The sequence below is a fragment of the Streptomyces sp. NPDC048604 genome (genome assembly GCF_043199435.1).
GTDB lineage: Bacteria > Actinomycetota > Actinomycetes > Streptomycetales > Streptomycetaceae > Streptomyces.
The window spans coordinates 52,291-67,549 of record NZ_JBICVX010000022.1 but is presented as its reverse complement, the minus strand read 5'-3'; the positions used below and the strand labels follow the sequence as shown (position 1 = coordinate 67,549).

The 15,259-nt window shown below is 72.7% G+C and carries 12 protein-coding genes and 1 tRNA gene; 7 read left to right on the top strand and 6 right to left on the bottom strand.

Going from position 1 to position 15,259, the window contains the following annotated elements:
* Window positions 1–37 precede the first annotated feature (37 nt).
* Complete coding sequence (locus ACGFMM_RS32920; protein ID WP_393650153.1) at window positions 38–736, bottom strand: transketolase; 699 nt, start codon at window positions 734–736, stop codon at window positions 38–40.
* A gap of 128 nt (window positions 737–864) precedes the next feature.
* Here ACGFMM_RS32920 and ACGFMM_RS32915 point away from each other — a divergent pair.
* A tRNA-Pro gene (locus ACGFMM_RS32915) sits at window positions 865–938 on the top strand.
* A gap of 89 nt (window positions 939–1,027) precedes the next feature.
* On the opposite strand, the gene ACGFMM_RS32910 is transcribed toward ACGFMM_RS32915, so the two are convergent.
* Together ACGFMM_RS32910 and ACGFMM_RS32905 are read right to left on the bottom strand one after the other, a co-directional pair.
* A complete protein-coding gene (locus tag ACGFMM_RS32910; protein WP_393650152.1) occupies window positions 1,028–1,651 on the bottom strand; it encodes a phosphotransferase in 624 nt (207 codons plus the stop codon).
* A 208-nt stretch (window positions 1,652–1,859) separates the two neighbouring features.
* The gene (locus ACGFMM_RS32905; RefSeq protein WP_393650151.1) at window positions 1,860–3,116 is read right to left on the bottom strand and encodes a hypothetical protein; all 1,257 of its coding nucleotides are present in this window, start codon (window positions 3,114–3,116) and stop codon (window positions 1,860–1,862) included.
* Between the two features lie 299 nt (window positions 3,117–3,415).
* Between ACGFMM_RS32905 and ACGFMM_RS32900 the strand changes: the two genes are divergently transcribed.
* Together ACGFMM_RS32900 and ACGFMM_RS32895 are read left to right on the top strand one after the other, a co-directional pair.
* A complete protein-coding gene (locus ACGFMM_RS32900) occupies window positions 3,416–4,735 on the top strand; it encodes a cation:proton antiporter (protein WP_393650150.1) in 1,320 nt (439 codons plus the stop codon).
* Window positions 4,736–4,902: 167 nt separating this feature from the next.
* Complete coding sequence (locus ACGFMM_RS32895) at window positions 4,903–6,525, top strand: sulfatase-like hydrolase/transferase (RefSeq protein ID WP_393650149.1); 1,623 nt, start codon at window positions 4,903–4,905, stop codon at window positions 6,523–6,525.
* Between the two features lie 10 nt (window positions 6,526–6,535).
* Here ACGFMM_RS32895 and ACGFMM_RS32890 read toward each other — a convergent pair whose 3' ends face one another.
* Window positions 6,536–7,927 (bottom strand): NAD(P)/FAD-dependent oxidoreductase, encoded by a 1,392-nt coding sequence (locus ACGFMM_RS32890; protein ID WP_393650148.1) that lies wholly within the window; start codon window positions 7,925–7,927, stop codon window positions 6,536–6,538.
* Between the two features lie 107 nt (window positions 7,928–8,034).
* Window positions 8,035–8,742, bottom strand: coding sequence for a TetR/AcrR family transcriptional regulator (locus ACGFMM_RS32885; protein ID WP_393650147.1), 708 nt, complete (start codon window positions 8,740–8,742; stop codon window positions 8,035–8,037).
* A 131-nt stretch (window positions 8,743–8,873) separates the two neighbouring features.
* On the opposite strand from ACGFMM_RS32885, the gene ACGFMM_RS32880 reads away from it, so the two are divergent.
* Complete coding sequence (locus tag ACGFMM_RS32880; protein ID WP_393650146.1) at window positions 8,874–10,508, top strand: amidohydrolase; 1,635 nt, start codon at window positions 8,874–8,876, stop codon at window positions 10,506–10,508.
* Window positions 10,509–10,569: 61 nt separating this feature from the next.
* Here ACGFMM_RS32880 and ACGFMM_RS32875 read toward each other — a convergent pair whose 3' ends face one another.
* Window positions 10,570–11,661, bottom strand: a complete 1,092-nt coding sequence (locus ACGFMM_RS32875) for a LacI family DNA-binding transcriptional regulator (protein WP_393650145.1) — start codon at window positions 11,659–11,661, stop codon at window positions 10,570–10,572.
* A 141-nt stretch (window positions 11,662–11,802) separates the two neighbouring features.
* On the opposite strand from ACGFMM_RS32875, the gene ACGFMM_RS32870 reads away from it, so the two are divergent.
* From ACGFMM_RS32870 to ACGFMM_RS32860, 3 genes are read left to right on the top strand one after another with little or no spacing between them, the layout of a single operon-like run.
* Entirely contained in the window at window positions 11,803–13,437 is a 1,635-nt protein-coding gene (locus tag ACGFMM_RS32870) for an ABC transporter substrate-binding protein (RefSeq protein ID WP_393650144.1), read from the top strand.
* Window positions 13,434–14,387: an ABC transporter permease gene (locus ACGFMM_RS32865; protein ID WP_393650143.1), complete on the top strand. Its 954-nt coding sequence runs from the start codon at window positions 13,434–13,436 to the stop codon at window positions 14,385–14,387. The genes ACGFMM_RS32870 and ACGFMM_RS32865 overlap by 4 nt, the downstream gene beginning before the upstream one ends.
* Window positions 14,384–15,256: an ABC transporter permease gene (locus ACGFMM_RS32860; RefSeq protein WP_393650142.1), complete on the top strand. Its 873-nt coding sequence runs from the start codon at window positions 14,384–14,386 to the stop codon at window positions 15,254–15,256. The genes ACGFMM_RS32865 and ACGFMM_RS32860 overlap by 4 nt, the downstream gene beginning before the upstream one ends.
* Window positions 15,257–15,259 lie beyond the last annotated feature (3 nt).

Below are 15,259 nucleotides of genomic sequence, written 5' to 3'. Positions count from 1 at the left end.
GGCAGTCCTTGGTCCTTGGGCCTGTGGGGGGCGGGGGTCAGTTCTTCGGCTCGACACGGGCGACGACCGCCCGCGGACGCCCCGGGTGCGGGGCGGTGAAGGCGGCGTACAGGGCCTCGTGATCGCGGCCGTCGACGGTCTCGGCGGACCAGCCGGCCGCCTCGAACCGCGAGGCGATCCCGCCGGGCCAGCCGTGGGTCGCCGAGCTGTTGTCGATCACCAGCGTGTGCAGCTGCTCCAGACCGGCGGGCCCGGCGTAGGCGAGGGCCTCGTGGTTGCTGCCCTCGTCGAGCTCGGCGTCTCCGATCAGCACCCACACCCGCGGATCCGTGAGCCCCTGCGCCCGCAGCCCCAGCACGGTCCCCACGGCCAGCGGAAGCCCGTGCCCGAGCGAGCCGCTGCCGATCTCGACCCCGGGGATCAGCGTGCGGTCGGGGTGGTGGCCGAGCGGGGAGTCGTACGAGCCGAAGCCCGGCAGCCACGCCTCGGGCACGAAGCCGCGCGCGGCGAGCACGGCGTAGTACGCCATGGGCCCGTGCCCCTTGGACAGCAGGAACCGGTCCCGCCCCGGCTCGTCCACCGTCTCGGGCCCCACCCGCAGCACCCGGTCGTAGAGCACCCAGAGCGCGTCGAGCGTGGAGGTGGCGGCGGTCGAGTGCTTCTCGTCGCCGGTCATGAGCGCCATCAGCCGTTCGAGGTCGTCCGTCGTCGTCGTATGCGTCGTGTGCGTCGTCATGCAGCCCACCGTGCAACCTCAAGCAAGCTCGAGGTCAACCCGCGGAAAGCGGTTCGTGAGCACCCGGGGAAGTGCGGTATTGTTCTTCTGCGCGTACGGCCGGGGGAAACCCCAGGTCAGACGGGTATCGGGACGTGGCGCAGCTTGGTAGCGCACTTGACTGGGGGTCAAGGGGTCGCAGGTTCAAATCCTGTCGTCCCGACTCGAAAGAGTCGCAGGTCGAGGGGCCGTTTCAGAGCAATCTGAAACGGCCCCTCGGTCATTTCCGGGCGGCTCGGCGACCGGCTGATGTCAGGTGAACAGCGAGCGGTTCGCACGGCTCCAGGTGACCCTGGCGTCGAGTTCCTGGAGCAGGCCCTCGGCGACCCAGGTGGCCTGGGGTTCGTGGCCTTCGCCGGCCAGGTGGCGGACGAGTTCGATGTTCTCCTGCTGCCGGGTGATGACGGCATCGACCATGCCGGACGCCGACGAGAGCCCGTACGCGGCGCAGAACAGCTCCAGCCGCCGGCGACGGTCGGGCGGTGCCGGGAAGCGCAGCCAGCGGAGGCACTCGGGATCGTCGCGGAACGGCGCGACGTACTCGAGTGCATAGGACACATCGTGCAGCCGCGCGGCCGGGCGGGCGAAGTCCCAGTCGATGATCCCCACGGGCCGGTGACCCTGCCACACCACGTTCCAAGGGCCGAAGTCTCCGTGGCAGATCACCTCGCCGTCGACGGGTGCGCCACCTCCGGCGGCGGCCCAGGCCGCCCCGTCCGGCGTCGAGAAGCCGGCGGTCGCGTCGTGGTAGTCCCGCAGCAGCCGGGCGAAGGCGGTCAGACCCCGGTCGTCCACCACCTTGGCCCAGCCCGCCGGTCCGGACTCGCCTTCGATGAAGCTCAGGACCTCGCGGCCGTCCTCGTCGATGCCCAACACCCGGGGCGCGTAAGGGAAGCCCACCGATTCCAGATGCCGAAGGAGCGCATGGACCGTTGCCGTCCACGGCTGGACCGGCCTTCGGACGGTGTCGCCGATCCGCACGATCCGTCGATGGGGGTGATCCTGCACAACGTCTTCGCTCACCACCGGCACGACGCTACCGAGGTGGCAGTCGGCGCAGCACGTGAATTCCGAGAGCCCGGCATCACTGGTCGGATCCTGGGGCCGCAGGTTCTTGAGGCGCCGTTGCCTGGGTTCTGCGGCCCGTCGCCGCCAGCAGGGCGATCACGGCCAGGACCGCGAGGAAGATGAGGACCAGCAGCAGGATCGTCAGGACCGTGGGGTAGTTCCACAGGGCGAACAGCAGGGCCAGTACCAGGAGGACGCCGATCGTGAGCCAGCGCCGGTAGTCCGCCGTCCACGTACCCACACGGCCGGTGTGGACGCCGTGGGTGTCCGCCCATCGGGCCACGGAGTCCGCGGTGCGGTCGGACGTGGACCGTACGGCGCGCGGCCATCTGCCCGGCCCGACGAGGTACGCGCCGAGAGCGACGACCACACCGAGCACGATCACCGTGCGCAGCGAGACCCGCAGGAAGCGCAGGAGTTGGTCGAAGATCGCTGCGGCGGCCGCCTCCGACTGCACCTGCGGGGGCAGGTGGTCCAGGTAGTAGCGGCGTGCGACGACCAGGCCGATGGCGACGATCAGGCAGGCGAACGCGGCGCCCAGGGCGGTCTTCGCCAGAGCGCGTCTGCGGCGATATGCGAGGAGGACGCCCGCTGCCGCGATCACCACGGTCAGCACCGGCAGCCAGTTGCCGACCACGTCGAGGGCGTGCGCGGCGCTCTGCATGCGTTCCAGCTTGTCGGACTGGAAGAGCACCATCTGCTTGTTGATTTCCGGGATCTTCTCGGCCGGTGCCACACCGGCGTCGACGAGGTCCTCCTTGACCCGGTCGACGGCGGCGCCGACATCGAGGGTGACGGTGCCTTCCTTGACGCCGATCGCCCCGCGTCCCTCTCCGGTCAGGGCGTGCACCACGGCCGCATGGGCGGCCCGGTTGGCGGTGGTCCACACGTTCTCGAACCTGTCGCTCTCGACGAAGCGCGTCGCCACCTTCCGCGTGGCGCTGCTCACGGCCGAGTCCAGCTGGGGGGCCAGTCCCTTCACCGCCTGGGCGGCGCGCGGCGGCAGACCCTGCGACTGCAGCCAGGCCGCGACGTCGGCCGTGATCTGCTTGCCGTCGAAGCGGACGTCGACGGCCTGGACGATCCGGTTGGTCGCGGCCGCCTCGATCGCGGGGTCGGAGGCGAGCGGCCCCACCGTCTCGACGTAGCGGTCCGTGTCGAGGGCGATGTTGTGCACCCAGACGGTCAGTACCGAGACGGGGACCAGGATGCAGGCGAGGACGATCAGGACCGCCGAGACCACCTTCCGCGCGATCCTGCCCGGGCCGGCCATGTGCGACCTGCCTCCCGATGACGCATCGTCCTGGGCGGGGTCATGCGCTGGTTCCGTCGGGCCGGTCATCCGTCCTCCAGCTTGTGCCGCGGCCTGTCGTGACTGCCGTAGGTATCCATTCCTCCCGATCGCCGCGGCTGCGGCATCCTGAGTTGAGCCATCCGGAGCGGGCGTGCACCACCATCGGCCGATCGCGACCCCACCGTGTCGATGTCGGGTGCGGACGTCGCGGAGTCCGATCATGGGCGGATTGATGTCTTCGTCCTGATCGGTGCTCAATATCGGAAGGGGGCGGTCCGGTGAGCGGCAGCGCGTGGACGGGGGCGGCCGTGGCCGCCGTCACGGCCGGGTACGCGCTCTTCTCCCGGCGGCTGTCCACAACCGTCGTCTCCGGGCCGATGGTGTTCACCAGCTTAGGGGTGGCCATCGGCCCGATCGGCCTCGACCTCATCAGTCTGGAGCACGACTCCGGGCCGGTGCTCACCTTGGTCGAAGCGGCCCTGGTGCTGGTCCTCCTGACCGACGCCATGTCCGTACGCCGACGGGACCTCCGCGTCGGCGGCTTCCTCCCCGGCCGTCTGCTCGGGATCGGGCTGCCGTTGACCATCGGGGCCGGGTGGCTCCTGGCCTGGCCCCTGTTGCCGGGGCTGACCGCGTGGGAGCTGGCGCTGGTCGGGGTGATCCTGGCCCCGACCGACGCGGCGCTGGGCAAGACCGCGGTCTCCAGCCCGCGTGTCCCTCCCCTCGTGCGCAGCGGCCTCAACGTCGAGAGCGGCCTCAACGACGGTATGGCGCTGCCGTTCTTCGTGCTCTTCCTTGCCGCGCTGCCCGGAACGACGGCTTCGGAGGAGGGCGTCGCCGGGGTTTTCTGGCGGGCGCTCGTGCTCAGCACCGTCCTGGGGCTGGCCGTGGGGTGGGGCGGCGGATGGGTGCTGCGCCGGTCGCGTGAGAGGAGCTGGGTCGGTGACGCGTGGCGGCAGGTGTTCGTGCTGGCCGTGGCGGCAGGCGCGTACGCGCTGGGGGCCGTGGTCGAAGGGAGCGGGTTCATCTCGGCCTGGGTGGCCGGCTTCGCCTTCGGCGTCTCGCTGCGTCAGAGCACTCCGGCGGGCCCGACAGTGGGCCCAGCGGACACCCCGGCCGCGGGCGATGACACCGCCGATCTCGCCGCGCGTCTCGCCGAGCTGCTCGCGTCGCTGAGCTTCCTGGTCTTCGGCGCCGTCCTGCTCGGTCCGGCGCTGGAGCACTTCGACTGGCGGATCATCGCCTACGCCGTGCTGAGCCTCACCGTGGTCCGGATGCTGCCCGTCGCCCTCTCCCTCGCCGGAACGGGCCTGGGCCTTCCCACCGTCGGCTACATCGGATGGTTCGGGCCGCGCGGCCTCGCCTCCGTCGTCTTCGGACTGCTCGTGGTGGAGGAGCACGTCCCCGGGGTGCAGCTGCTCGGCCGGGTCGTCGCGGTCACCGTCGCGCTGAGCATCCTCCTGCACGGCGCCTCCGCCGTCTTCCTCGCGAACCGATACGGCGCCTGGCACAGGAAGGCCGCCGCCGCGCGACCGCACCTGCGCGAGGGCCTGCCCGACGGGAACGACGCCGGGCTCCCGCCCGCCGCGACGGGCTGAACCCGCGATCCACCCGGCTCACCCGGACGGCCCCCGGTCTGCCGCGTCCTCGCGTGCTTCGTAAGGCCGCAGCCCTAGATTCGGCGCAAACGCACCATTCCGCGCGCCCGTGCCCTCCCCAGTGACACGCGGACGAGCGCCTGGATCACCCCGAAGGGCTGATGGGCATGACACGTCGTCCGAACATCCTGATGATCGTCACCGACGAGGAACGGGCGGTGATTCCCCGGCCGCAGGGCTTCTCGCTGCCCGCCCGGGAGCGGATGGCCGAGAAGGGCACCACCTTCGAGCGGTACTACACCGCCTCGGCGATGTGCAGCTCCGCCCGGTCCGTCATCTACACCGGGCAGCACATGCCGCTGACCGAGATCTACGACAACGACAACATGCCGTACATCCGCCCGCTCGACCCCCGGCTCGGCACGCTCGGCACGATGCTCCGCGAGGCCGGCTACTACTGCACCTACCAGGGCAAGTGGCACCTCTCCAACGCCTACGTCACCGCCGAGAACCCCGGCCCGACCACGAACGCGCTGGAGCCGTACGGGTTCAGCGAGTTCAACGACTGGGGCGACATCGACGGCGGCGCCTGGGCCGGGCTCAAGCTCGACCCCGTCATCGCCGGCCAGGCCGTGAAATGGCTGCGGAACCGGGCCCCGGTCGTGGAGGCGGACCGGCCGTGGTTCATGGCGGTCAACTTCGTCAACCCGCACGACATCATGAGCTTCGACTACGGCGGGCGCACGCAGATCCAGCTCCCCCCGGCCCTTGCCCACGCGTTCGTCATGAAGACGGCCGCCGACATCCCGGTCTACCAGCGCCGCTGGGACCTCGACCTGCCCGCAAGCCTCCACGACGACCTGAGCGGCGCGGCGCCGGCGGTGGCCGAGTTCGCCCGGATGCTCGACACCGTCTTCGGCACGGTCGCCGACGACGGGCACTGGTACGACGGCCTGAACTTCTACCTCAACGCGATCCGCGACGTGGACCGCAGCATCGACCTCGTCCTCGACGCCCTGGAGGCCTCAGGCCAGGCCGACCACACCGTCGTGGTCTTCACCTCCGACCACGGGGAGATGGCCGGCTCCCACGGCCTGCGCCAGAAGGGCGCCCTCGTCTACGACGAGAACTTCCACGTCCCGTTCATCCTCTCCCACCCCGACTTCCCCCGCGGTGCGAGCACCGAGGCCCTCGCCTCCTCGGTCGACCTCGTCCCGACCCTGCTCGAGTTCGCCGGCGTCGACGCGGCCCGGACCGCCACCCGCCATCCCGCGCTCAAGGGCCGCTCCCTGAGCCCCGCCCTGAACGGCGGCACCGTCCGCGAAGGCGTCCTGACCGCCGTCGAGTCGGTCCTGGCCCTCGACGCCTCCTTCTGGTTCGAGTTCTCCGACCCCGAGGCCCCCCGGCGGATCCAGTCCGGCGACCTGCGCCCGGACTGGACCAAGCGGGGGTTCCTGCGGGGCTACACCGACAGCCGCTACACCTTCGGCCGCTACTTCTCCCCGCTCAACCCCAACCGCCCCACCAGCCCCGAGGCGCTGTACGCGCAGAACGACGTCGTCCTCTACGACCGCGCCGAGGACCCGAACGAGACGCGCAACCTTGCCGCCGACCCGGCCCACCGCGACCTCGTCGCCCGCTACAACACCCTGCTCGAGGCGCTCATCAGCGCCGAGATCGGCACGGACACCCACGCCTGGGTCACCGAACGCCCCCGCCTCCTCGGCTGGCCCACCTGGCACGGCGACACCGACCGGCCCACGGCCGCAGCCGCCGCAGCGCGGCAGTGACCCGGCAGCGTCAGCTGCCGAAGCCGAGGCCCAGGTGGTCGAGGGTGCGGAGCCACAGGTTGCGGCGGCCCTCGTTGCGGTCGGCGTGGGCGAGGGCGCGCTGGGTGAGGCCGATGCCGAGGGAGCGGACGGGCTCGGGCGGGAAGGGGAGCGGCTTGCGTCGTACGAGCTCGAGTGCGGTGCGTTCGGTGCGGGCGCCGGCCAGCAGGTCGAGCATCACCTCGGCGCCGAAGCGGGTGGCGCCCACGCCGAGCCCGGTGAAGCCGGCCGCGTAGGCGACCTTGCCGCCGTGGCTGGTGTCGAAGAAGACGCAGAACCGGGTGCTGGTGTCGATGGCGCCGCCCCACGCGTGGCTGAAGCGCGCGCCCTCCAACTGCGGGAACGTGTCGAAGAACTGGCGGGCGAGCGTGGCGTACGTCTCGGGCCGGCGGGCGTGCTCGGGGCGGACGCGGCCGCCGCGGTAGACGACGTCGTAACCGCCCCACAGGATCCGGTCGTCGGCGGAGATGCGGACGTAGTGGAAGTGGTTGGCGGGGTCGGCCCAGCCCTGCCGGTTGCGCCAGCCGACGGAGGCGAGTTGCCGCGCGCTCAGCGGTTCGGTCATCAGCGCGTAGTCGTACACGGGGACGGTGTACGGGCGGTGCCGGCGGACCAGGGAGGGGTACGCGTTGGTGGCGAGGGCGACATTGCGGGCGGTGATCCGGCCGTAAGGGGTGCGGACGGTGACGACAGCTCCGTGCTCGTCCAGGGAGAGCGCCGGGGTGTGCTCGTGGACGCGGACGCCGAGGTCGAGACAGGCGCGCTTGAGGCCCCAGGCGAGCCGCGCCGGGTTGACCATGGCGGTGTCGCTCTTGTTCCAGACGGCGCCGAGGAACGTCGGGGAGTCGATCTCGGCGCGTACCGCGTCGGCGTCGAGCAGGGCGGTGTCGGCGCCGTACCGGGCGGCCGTCGCGGCCTCCTCGGCGAGCCAGTCGACCTGGTGGGGTTCGGTCGCGACGACGAGGGAGCCGGTGCGCTCCCAGTCGCAGTCGATGCCGTGGCGTACGAGGGTGTCCTCCATGGCCCGCAGGTTCTCGCGGCCCAGGCGTTCGAGGGCGCCGATCTGCCCGGGCCAGCGGGCCAGGCCGTTGGCCAGTCCGTGGGTGAGGCTGGACTCGCAGAAGCCGCCGTTGCGGCCGGACGCGGCGCCGCCCGCCTCGTCGGCCTCGACGAGGACGACGTCGGCGGACGGGTCGCGCTCCTTGGCGACGAGCGCGGTCCACAGCCCGGTGTAGCCGCCGCCGACGACCAGCAGATCGCAGGTGGTGCCGCCGACGAGGGCGGGCGTGGCCTCGGGGCGCCGCGGGTCGTCCAGCCAGAACGGCGTCGGAGCGGTGTCCCGGAGCGAGAGCAGGGGGTTCATGCGGCTTCCTTCGGGTGGTGGGGAAGCCCGGGCGCGGGGCTTCCTCCGAGGTGCCGCTCATGAGACCCGGCCGCGATCGGCAAGGTCAATGGTGTTGACGTAAGGGCCTAGGGCTGCGCGTCCGGGTGGAGCGCCGATGCCGCGGTGAGGGTCAGTTCCAGGGCGAAGGGGTAGCCGCTGTGCCGCATCTCGGCGGTGAGCAGCGGGTACGTGGCCGCGATGTGCGGGTGGGTCTCCGCGGGGAGGCGGCCGTACGCGGCGTGCCAGACCTCCGCGTCCGCCTCCGCCGCGGCCTCCGGCAGGGCCGCCGCCGCGGCGTCCTGGGCGGCGAAGGCCAGGGCCTGGTCGACGAAGGCGTGGTAGATCCGTACCGCCAGGGGGTCCGGGAAACCGCCGTCGCGGAGGATGCCGAGGATCCTCTCGACGGCAAGGGTCTCGTGCGCGCGGCCCGTGGTGCGGTGCGCGGCGAGGAGGGCCGCCTGGGGCTGGGCGAGGTACGCGGCGTGGATGCGCAGGCCCATCGCGCGCAGGTCCTCCCGCCAGTTCCCGGTCGCCCGCCAACCCTCCTGCGCGCGGCCGATCATCTCGTCGGCCAGGGCCAGGAGCAGGGCGTCGGTGTTGCGGAAATAGCGGTACAGGGCGCTGGGGTCGGCGCCCAGCGCGGCACCCAGTCGCCGTACCGACAGGGCCTCCGCGCCGTGTGCCGCGACCAGCCGCAACGCGGTGTCGACGATGAGGCGTTCGGACAGGACGGCGCCCTGCTTGGTCGGCCGGCGGCGGCGCCGGCTGCCTTCGGGGACCACACGATCGGACATGGCCGGGACCTTACGTCAACACCATTGACGTGTAAACGGGCGGCGGGCTTCCATGACGCCCGTCAGTCGTCCGGCACCCACGTCCGCTGCGTCGCACGCGAGGGAGCCGCCGTATGCAAGGGAGCCGCCGTATGCCCCACGCCGATCTGGTCTTCACCCGGGGGCCCGTCCTCACCATGGATCCGGCCCGGACGCGGGCGAGTTCGCTCGCCGTCACCGGGGAACGGATCACGGCCGTCGGCCACGACGAGGTGCGCGAACTCGTCGGGCCGCGCACCGAGGTGGTGGACCTGACCGGGAAGCTGCTGCTGCCCGGCTTCCAGGACGCGCACATCCACGCCGTGGGCGGCGGGAGCGAGCTCGCGCAGTGCGATCTGACCGGGGTCGTCGACGCCGCGTCGTGTCTGGAGCGGATCCGCGCCTACGCCGAAGCGCACCCGGAGCGGGAGTGGATCACCGGCGGCGGCTGGTCGCTGGAGACCTTCGCCGGCGGACTGCCGACCCGTCAGCTGCTCGACTCGGTCGTGCCGGACCGGCCGGTGCTGCTCGCCAACCGGGACCACCACGGCGCCTGGGCCAACACCCGGGCCCTTCAGCTCGCCGGGATCACCGCCGGCACCCCGGACCCGGCCGACGGGCGCATCGAGCGCGAGGCGGACGGCACCCCGAGCGGCATGCTCCAGGAGGGTGCGACGGGACTGGTCTCCCGCCTCGTGCCGCCGAGCACGGCGGAGGACCGGCTCGCGGGACTGCTGCGGGCGCAGCGGCTGCTGCACTCGCTGGGCGTCACGGGCTGGCAGGACGCGCTGCTCGGCTCGTTCAACGGGATGCCCGACCCCTCCGACGCGTACCTCACGGCGGCGAAGGACGGCTCGCTGACCGCCCGGGTGACCGGGGCGCTGTGGTGGGACCGGGAGCGGGGCGGCGAGCAGATCCCCGAACTCGTCGCGAGGCGGGCCGAGTTGACCTCCGGACGGTTCCGGGCGGGCTCGGTCAAGATCATGCAGGACGGGATCGCGGAGAACTTCACCGCCGCGATGACGACCCCGTACTTGGACGGCTGCGGCTGCGCGACGGCCAACTCCGGCCTCAGCTTCGTCGATCCGGACGCACTGCGCGGGTACGTCGCCGAGCTCGACGCGCGCGACTTCCAGGTCCACTTCCACGCCCTCGGCGACCGCGCCGTACGCGAGGCCCTGGACGCGGTCGAGGCCGCCGTGGCCGCCAACGGGCGGCGCGGCAACCGCCACCACCTGGCCCACCTCCAGGTGGTCCACCCCGACGACCTGAGGCGTTTCGCGGCCCTCGGCGCGATCGCGAACATCCAGCCGCTGTGGGCGGCGCACGAGCCGCAGATGGACGAGCTGACCATCCCGTTCCTCGGGCCCGAACGCGCCGGCTGGCAGTACCCGTTCGGCGCCCTGCTGCGCGCCGGGGCCACCCTCGCGGCCGGCAGCGACTGGCCCGTCTCCAGCCCCGACCCGCTCGCCGGCGTCCACGTCGCCGTGAACCGCCGGGAGCCGGGGGCCGTGGACGAGCGGGTGTTCCTGCCGGAACAGCGCATCGACCTTCTGTCGGCCCTCGCCGCCTACACCGCCGGCGCGGCGCATGTGAACGGCCACGACGACGCCGGCAGCCTGCTGCCGGGGAACCTGGCCGACCTGGTGGTGCTGGACCGCGACATCCTCGCCGCGCCGCCGGAGGAGATCGCCGAGGCGAGGGTGGAGCGCACGTATGTGGGCGGCCGACTCGTGCACGCGGCCTGACGGCGCGCCGCCGCAGCCCGGCCGCGTCGTGCCAGGCCGCGCCGTGCCCGGCCGCCCCGTACTACCCCGCGCGTCGCGACGAGGCGCGGACGTCCAGGCGGACCGGTACGAGCACGCCGCCGGTCTCCTGACGCCCCTGCTCAAGGACGGACACCAGCAGGTCGATCCCGGCCTCGGCGACCGCGTCCGGGCGCAGGCTCAGGGTCGTCACCGGCGGGTCGGTGTGCACGGCGGTCTCGTCCTCGCTGACACAGGCGAGGAGCAGGTCGCCGGGCACGTCGTAGCCGTGCCGGCGGGCCGCGTCCAGGACGAGCGGCGGGCTGGCCTCGGCGACCACAAGCAGGGCGTCGGGCCGCTCCGGCCCGCCGGCCAGGGCGGTCTCGACGGCCCGGATCACCGGTCCGTTGCCGATCTCGGCGGCGCGTACGGCCCGTTCGGGCAGCCCGTGCTCCGCGCACCAGTCGCGGTGCGCGGCGAACACCTCGCGGTGGAAGCGGGTGGTGCTGTCCGGCACGACCAGCGCGGGCCGCCGGGCGCCCTGGGCCAGGAAGTGGTCCAGGGCCAGGCGGACTGCGGCGGCCGCGTCGACGTCCACCCAGTGCGCCCCCGGCCGGTCCTCCACGGACCGGTCGCTGAAGAGCGGGATGCGGGCGGCGATCACGTCCTCGACGATCCGGTCGTCGGCGACGGGGTCGGCGACGACGACCGCGTCGAGGGGCAGCGCGCCCCACTCGTCCTGCAGCGAGCCGGCGGGCAGCAGCACCACCGCGTAGCCGCGGGCGAGTGCGGTGGCGGCGGTGGCCCCGGTGAGCCGGGCGAAGTACGGCGACTCCAGGAAGGCCCAGGGGGCGTCGGCCAGTTCGCCGACCACGTAGCCGATCAGCCGGGCGCGTCCGGCGCGCAGCTGGCGCGCGGTGGCGTTGGGCCGGTACCCCATGCGGCGTGCCGTCTCGCGGGCCCGTTCCCGTACCTCGGGGGAGAGCCGGCCGGTGCCGTTGAGTGCGGCCGACACGGTGGTCTTGGACAGACCGGCCTCACGGGCCACGTCGACGAGACGTACGCGCGGGGCGGGCGGCGAGGGCTGTCCGTGGCGTGCGGCGCGCTCGGGGCCGTCCGGCACGGAGGGCGCTGCGTCCTGCTCTGAAGCCGTCATGGCACCGATGCTGCCACCCTCGCGACCTGCGCAAAACCGTTCCCGCAAAACTCCGCGAAGTCTTGTGCGGGAACGTTCCCGCATCAATACTCGCTCCATCCTCCAGCACCCGTCACTACACCCGTAAAGGGGTGGGTCTGCATGCATATGCCCAGAGTCGGCGCAGTCGCCTGTGCCGCCGCGCTCGCGGTCTCCCTCACCGCCTGCTCCGGCGCCACCAAGCCCCAGGCCGCCGCCGCCGGCGCCGGCGACGACGTCGTCCCGACCTCGCCCGCCGCGAAGGGCCCCCTGGACTCCTTCACCTGGTCCCTGTACGCCGAGCCGTACACGCTCGACTACGCCCTCGCGTACGACTACCCGCCCAACACCGTGCTCGCCAACGTCTGCGAGCAGCTGCTGCGGGTCACCCCCGACCTGAGGATCGAGCCCGGCCTCGCCGTGAAGTGGGCGCAGCCCGACCCCCGCACCCTCGTGTACACCCTGCGGCCCGGCGTGACCTTCCACGACGGCGGCACGATGACCGCCGACGACGTCGTCGCCTCCCTGGAGCGGCAGCGCGACCCCGCCACCGGATCCCCCTGGGGCTCGGCGTTCAAGAACGTCACCGCCATCGACAGGACCGGCCCGCTGGAGGTCACGATCAGGCTCGGCAAGCCCGACGTCCTCTTCCACGAGCTGCTCGCCGCGTCCCCCGGCACCGTCGTCGGCGCCGCCTCCCTCGCCAAGGCCGGCAAGGACTACGGCACCCCCAAGGGCAAGCTGAACTGCACCGGCCCCTTCGCCCTGGACACCTGGGCGCAGGGCGACAGCATCACGCTGAAGAAGCACACCGCGTACTGGGACAAGAAGCTCGCCGCCAAGTCGAACCGCGTGAAGTTCACCTTCGTCGAGGACGCGGCCGCCCGCTCGAACGCCTTCCTGTCCGGCACCGCCGACGGCGGCTACATGGTGCCGTCCTCGTCCCTCGCGCAACTGCGCGCCAGCGGCAAGGGCACGGTCTGGTTCGGCCCCAACACCGCCGCCGCGAACCTCGCCGTCCTCGACTTCCACGGCACGCTCGCCGACCTCAGGGTCCGCAAGGCCCTGTCCCTGGCGCTCGACCGGAAGAACATCGTCAAGGCCGCCGCCGGCGGCGTCGGCACCCCCGCCAAGGCCCCCGCCGCCCGTGGCGCGTGGGCGCTCGCCCCGGAGAAGACCGCCGCCCTGTACGACACGCTGCCGGAGCCCGCCTACGACCTCGCGCAGGCCAAGAAGCTCGTCGAGGAGGCGGGCGCCACCGGCCGCACGGTCACCCTCGCGACCAGCTCGCTCGCCCCCGAGATCAGCGTGGTCGCCAACGCGGTCCAGGCCGCGGGCCGCCAGATCGGGCTCGACGTGAAGCTGAAGCCCGTCTCGCCCGACGCGTACAGCAGCATCTTCGTCGACCCGGCCGCCCGCAAGGGCCTCGACCTGGTCATCACCAACGGCTACGACAACACGCCCGACCCGCTGGAGTTCTACCAGTACCTGCGCACCGGCGACTTCGGGAACTACGGCAACTGGTCGAACCCCGACTTCGACGCCGCCTTCGACCGCGCCAACGCCGAACCCGACGCGGGCAGGCGCGCCGTCCTCACCGCGACGCTCCAGCGGCTCGCCCTCGACGAACTGCCGGTCATCCCGGTGTACGAGGCGCCCTACTCGGTCTTCCTCGGCAAGCGGATCACCGGCGCCCCCACCGGCATCGCCCAGCTCTACTACCCCTGGGCCGCGACGATCGGGGCCGCACAGTCATGACCCGCCAACTCGCCGGACGGCTCCTCGGCCTGGTGACCGTGCTGTTCGTGACCTCGGTCGTCGTCTTCGGCACCGTCCACCTCGCCCCCGGCGACCCCGTGACGTTCCTGCTGCACGGCCGGCCCGCCACCCCCGAGACGGTGGCCGCGCTGCGCGCCGAGCACCACCTCGACGACCCGCTGGTCGTGCAGTACGGCAAGTGGCTCGGTGGCGTCCTCGGCGGCGACCTCGGCCGCTCCGCCCAGTACCACCAGGACGTCACCGCGCTCCTCGGCTCACGGCTGCCCGGCACCGCCCTGCTCGTCGGCTACGCGGCCCTGCTCGTCGCCGTCCTCGGGGTCAGCGCCGGCATCCTCGCCGCGCTGCGCCCCGGCCTCCTCGACCGCACCGTGCTCATCGGCACCGGCGTCGCCACCGCAACCCCCTCCTTCGTCACCGCCATCGCACTCGTCTCGCTGTTCTCGGTCCAGCTCGGCTGGTTCCCCGGGCCCGGCGGCGGAGCCGCCGAAGGGCTCGGCGCCCGGCTGCACCAGCTGACACTGCCGGCCCTCGCCCTCGCGCTCACCTTCGCCGGACTGCTCGCCCGGGTCACCCGCTCCGCGATGCTGGACGAACTCGGCCGCGAGCACGTCGAGGTGGCCCGCGCCCGCGGCGTCGCCGAAGCGGCCGTGGTCCGCCGGCACGTGCTGCGCAACGCCCTCGGCCCGGTCGTCACCGTCGGCGGCACCATGCTCGCCGGACTGCTCATCAGCACCGCGATCGTGGAGACCGCCTTCGACGTGCCCGGCCTCGGCTCCCTGCTCGTGCAGTCCGTCACCGCGCAGGACTTCGCCGTGGTCCAGGCGGTCACCCTGCTCAGCGTGGCGGCCTTCGTCCTCGTCAACCTCGCGGTCGACCTGCTCGCCCCGCTGATCGACCCCCGTCTCGCCCCCGGGGAGGGTGCGTCATGACCACCACGCTCACCACGGCGCCGTACCGCCGGCGACCGGGGCTGCGCACGCTGCGACTGTTCGGCCAGGGGCCGCTGTTCGCGGTCTCGGTCGCCGTGCTCGCCGCGCTCGTCCTCGTCGCCGTGCTCGCGCCCGTCCTCGCCCCGTACGACCCCGAGGCGCTGGACCTGTCCGCGAGCCTCGTCGGCACCACCGGCGACCACCTCCTCGGCACCGACCAGTCCGGACGGGACATCCTGTCCCGGCTCATCCACGGCGCCCGCACCGGCCTCCTCGGCCCGCTGCTCGTCGTCGCCGTCTCCACCCTGCTCGGCACGCTCCTCGGGGTGGTCGCGGCCTGGCGCGGCGGCTGGGCGGACGCGTTCCTGTCCCGCTCGATGGACCTCGTCTTCGCGATCCCCGGCCTGATGCTGGCGATCCTGCTGGTGTCGGTCGTCGGCACCGGCATGACCGCGCCCGTGATCGCGATGGCCGTCGCCTACACCCCGTACGTGGGCCGGCTCGTCCGCGGCATCGCCCGGCAGGAGAAGGCCCGGCCCTACATCGAGGCGTACGTGGTGCAGGGCTGGTCCGGCTGGACCGTGTGCGTGCGCCACCTGCTGCCGAACATCGCGCCCACCGTGCTCGCGCAGTCCGCGATGAACTTCGGCTACGCCCTGATGGACCTGGCGGCGCTGTCCTTCCTCGGCTTCGGGGTGCAGCCGCCCACCGCCGACTGGGGAGCCATGATCAACGAAGGCCAGGCCGCCGTGCTCCAGGGCGCGATGCTGCCGGCCCTCGCGCCCTCGGCGTGCATCGTGCTCGCCGTGGTGGCGTTCGGCATCGTCGGCGAGGGCCTCGCCGACCGGATCGCGAAGCGGGAACGGTGAACG

Excerpts from the sequence above, each read along its gene's own strand:
- ACGFMM_RS32890 (WP_393650148.1), bottom strand. The coding sequence starts at position 7,927 with ATGAACCCCCTGCTCTCGCTCCGGGACACCGCTCCGACGCCGTTCTGG.
- ACGFMM_RS32920 (WP_393650153.1), bottom strand. The coding sequence starts at position 736 with ATGACGACGCACACGACGCATACGACGACGACGGACGACCTCGAACGG.
- ACGFMM_RS32905 (WP_393650151.1), bottom strand. The coding sequence starts at position 3,116 with ATGGCCGGCCCGGGCAGGATCGCGCGGAAGGTGGTCTCGGCGGTCCTG.
- ACGFMM_RS32880 (WP_393650146.1), top strand. The coding sequence starts at position 8,874 with ATGCCCCACGCCGATCTGGTCTTCACCCGGGGGCCCGTCCTCACCATG.
- ACGFMM_RS32895 (WP_393650149.1), top strand. The coding sequence starts at position 4,903 with ATGACACGTCGTCCGAACATCCTGATGATCGTCACCGACGAGGAACGG.
- ACGFMM_RS32860 (WP_393650142.1), top strand. The coding sequence starts at position 14,384 with ATGACCACCACGCTCACCACGGCGCCGTACCGCCGGCGACCGGGGCTG.
- ACGFMM_RS32885 (WP_393650147.1), bottom strand. The coding sequence starts at position 8,742 with ATGTCCGATCGTGTGGTCCCCGAAGGCAGCCGGCGCCGCCGCCGGCCG.
- ACGFMM_RS32875 (WP_393650145.1), bottom strand. The coding sequence starts at position 11,661 with ATGACGGCTTCAGAGCAGGACGCAGCGCCCTCCGTGCCGGACGGCCCC.
- ACGFMM_RS32870 (WP_393650144.1), top strand. The coding sequence starts at position 11,803 with ATGCATATGCCCAGAGTCGGCGCAGTCGCCTGTGCCGCCGCGCTCGCG.
- ACGFMM_RS32865 (WP_393650143.1), top strand. The coding sequence starts at position 13,434 with ATGACCCGCCAACTCGCCGGACGGCTCCTCGGCCTGGTGACCGTGCTG.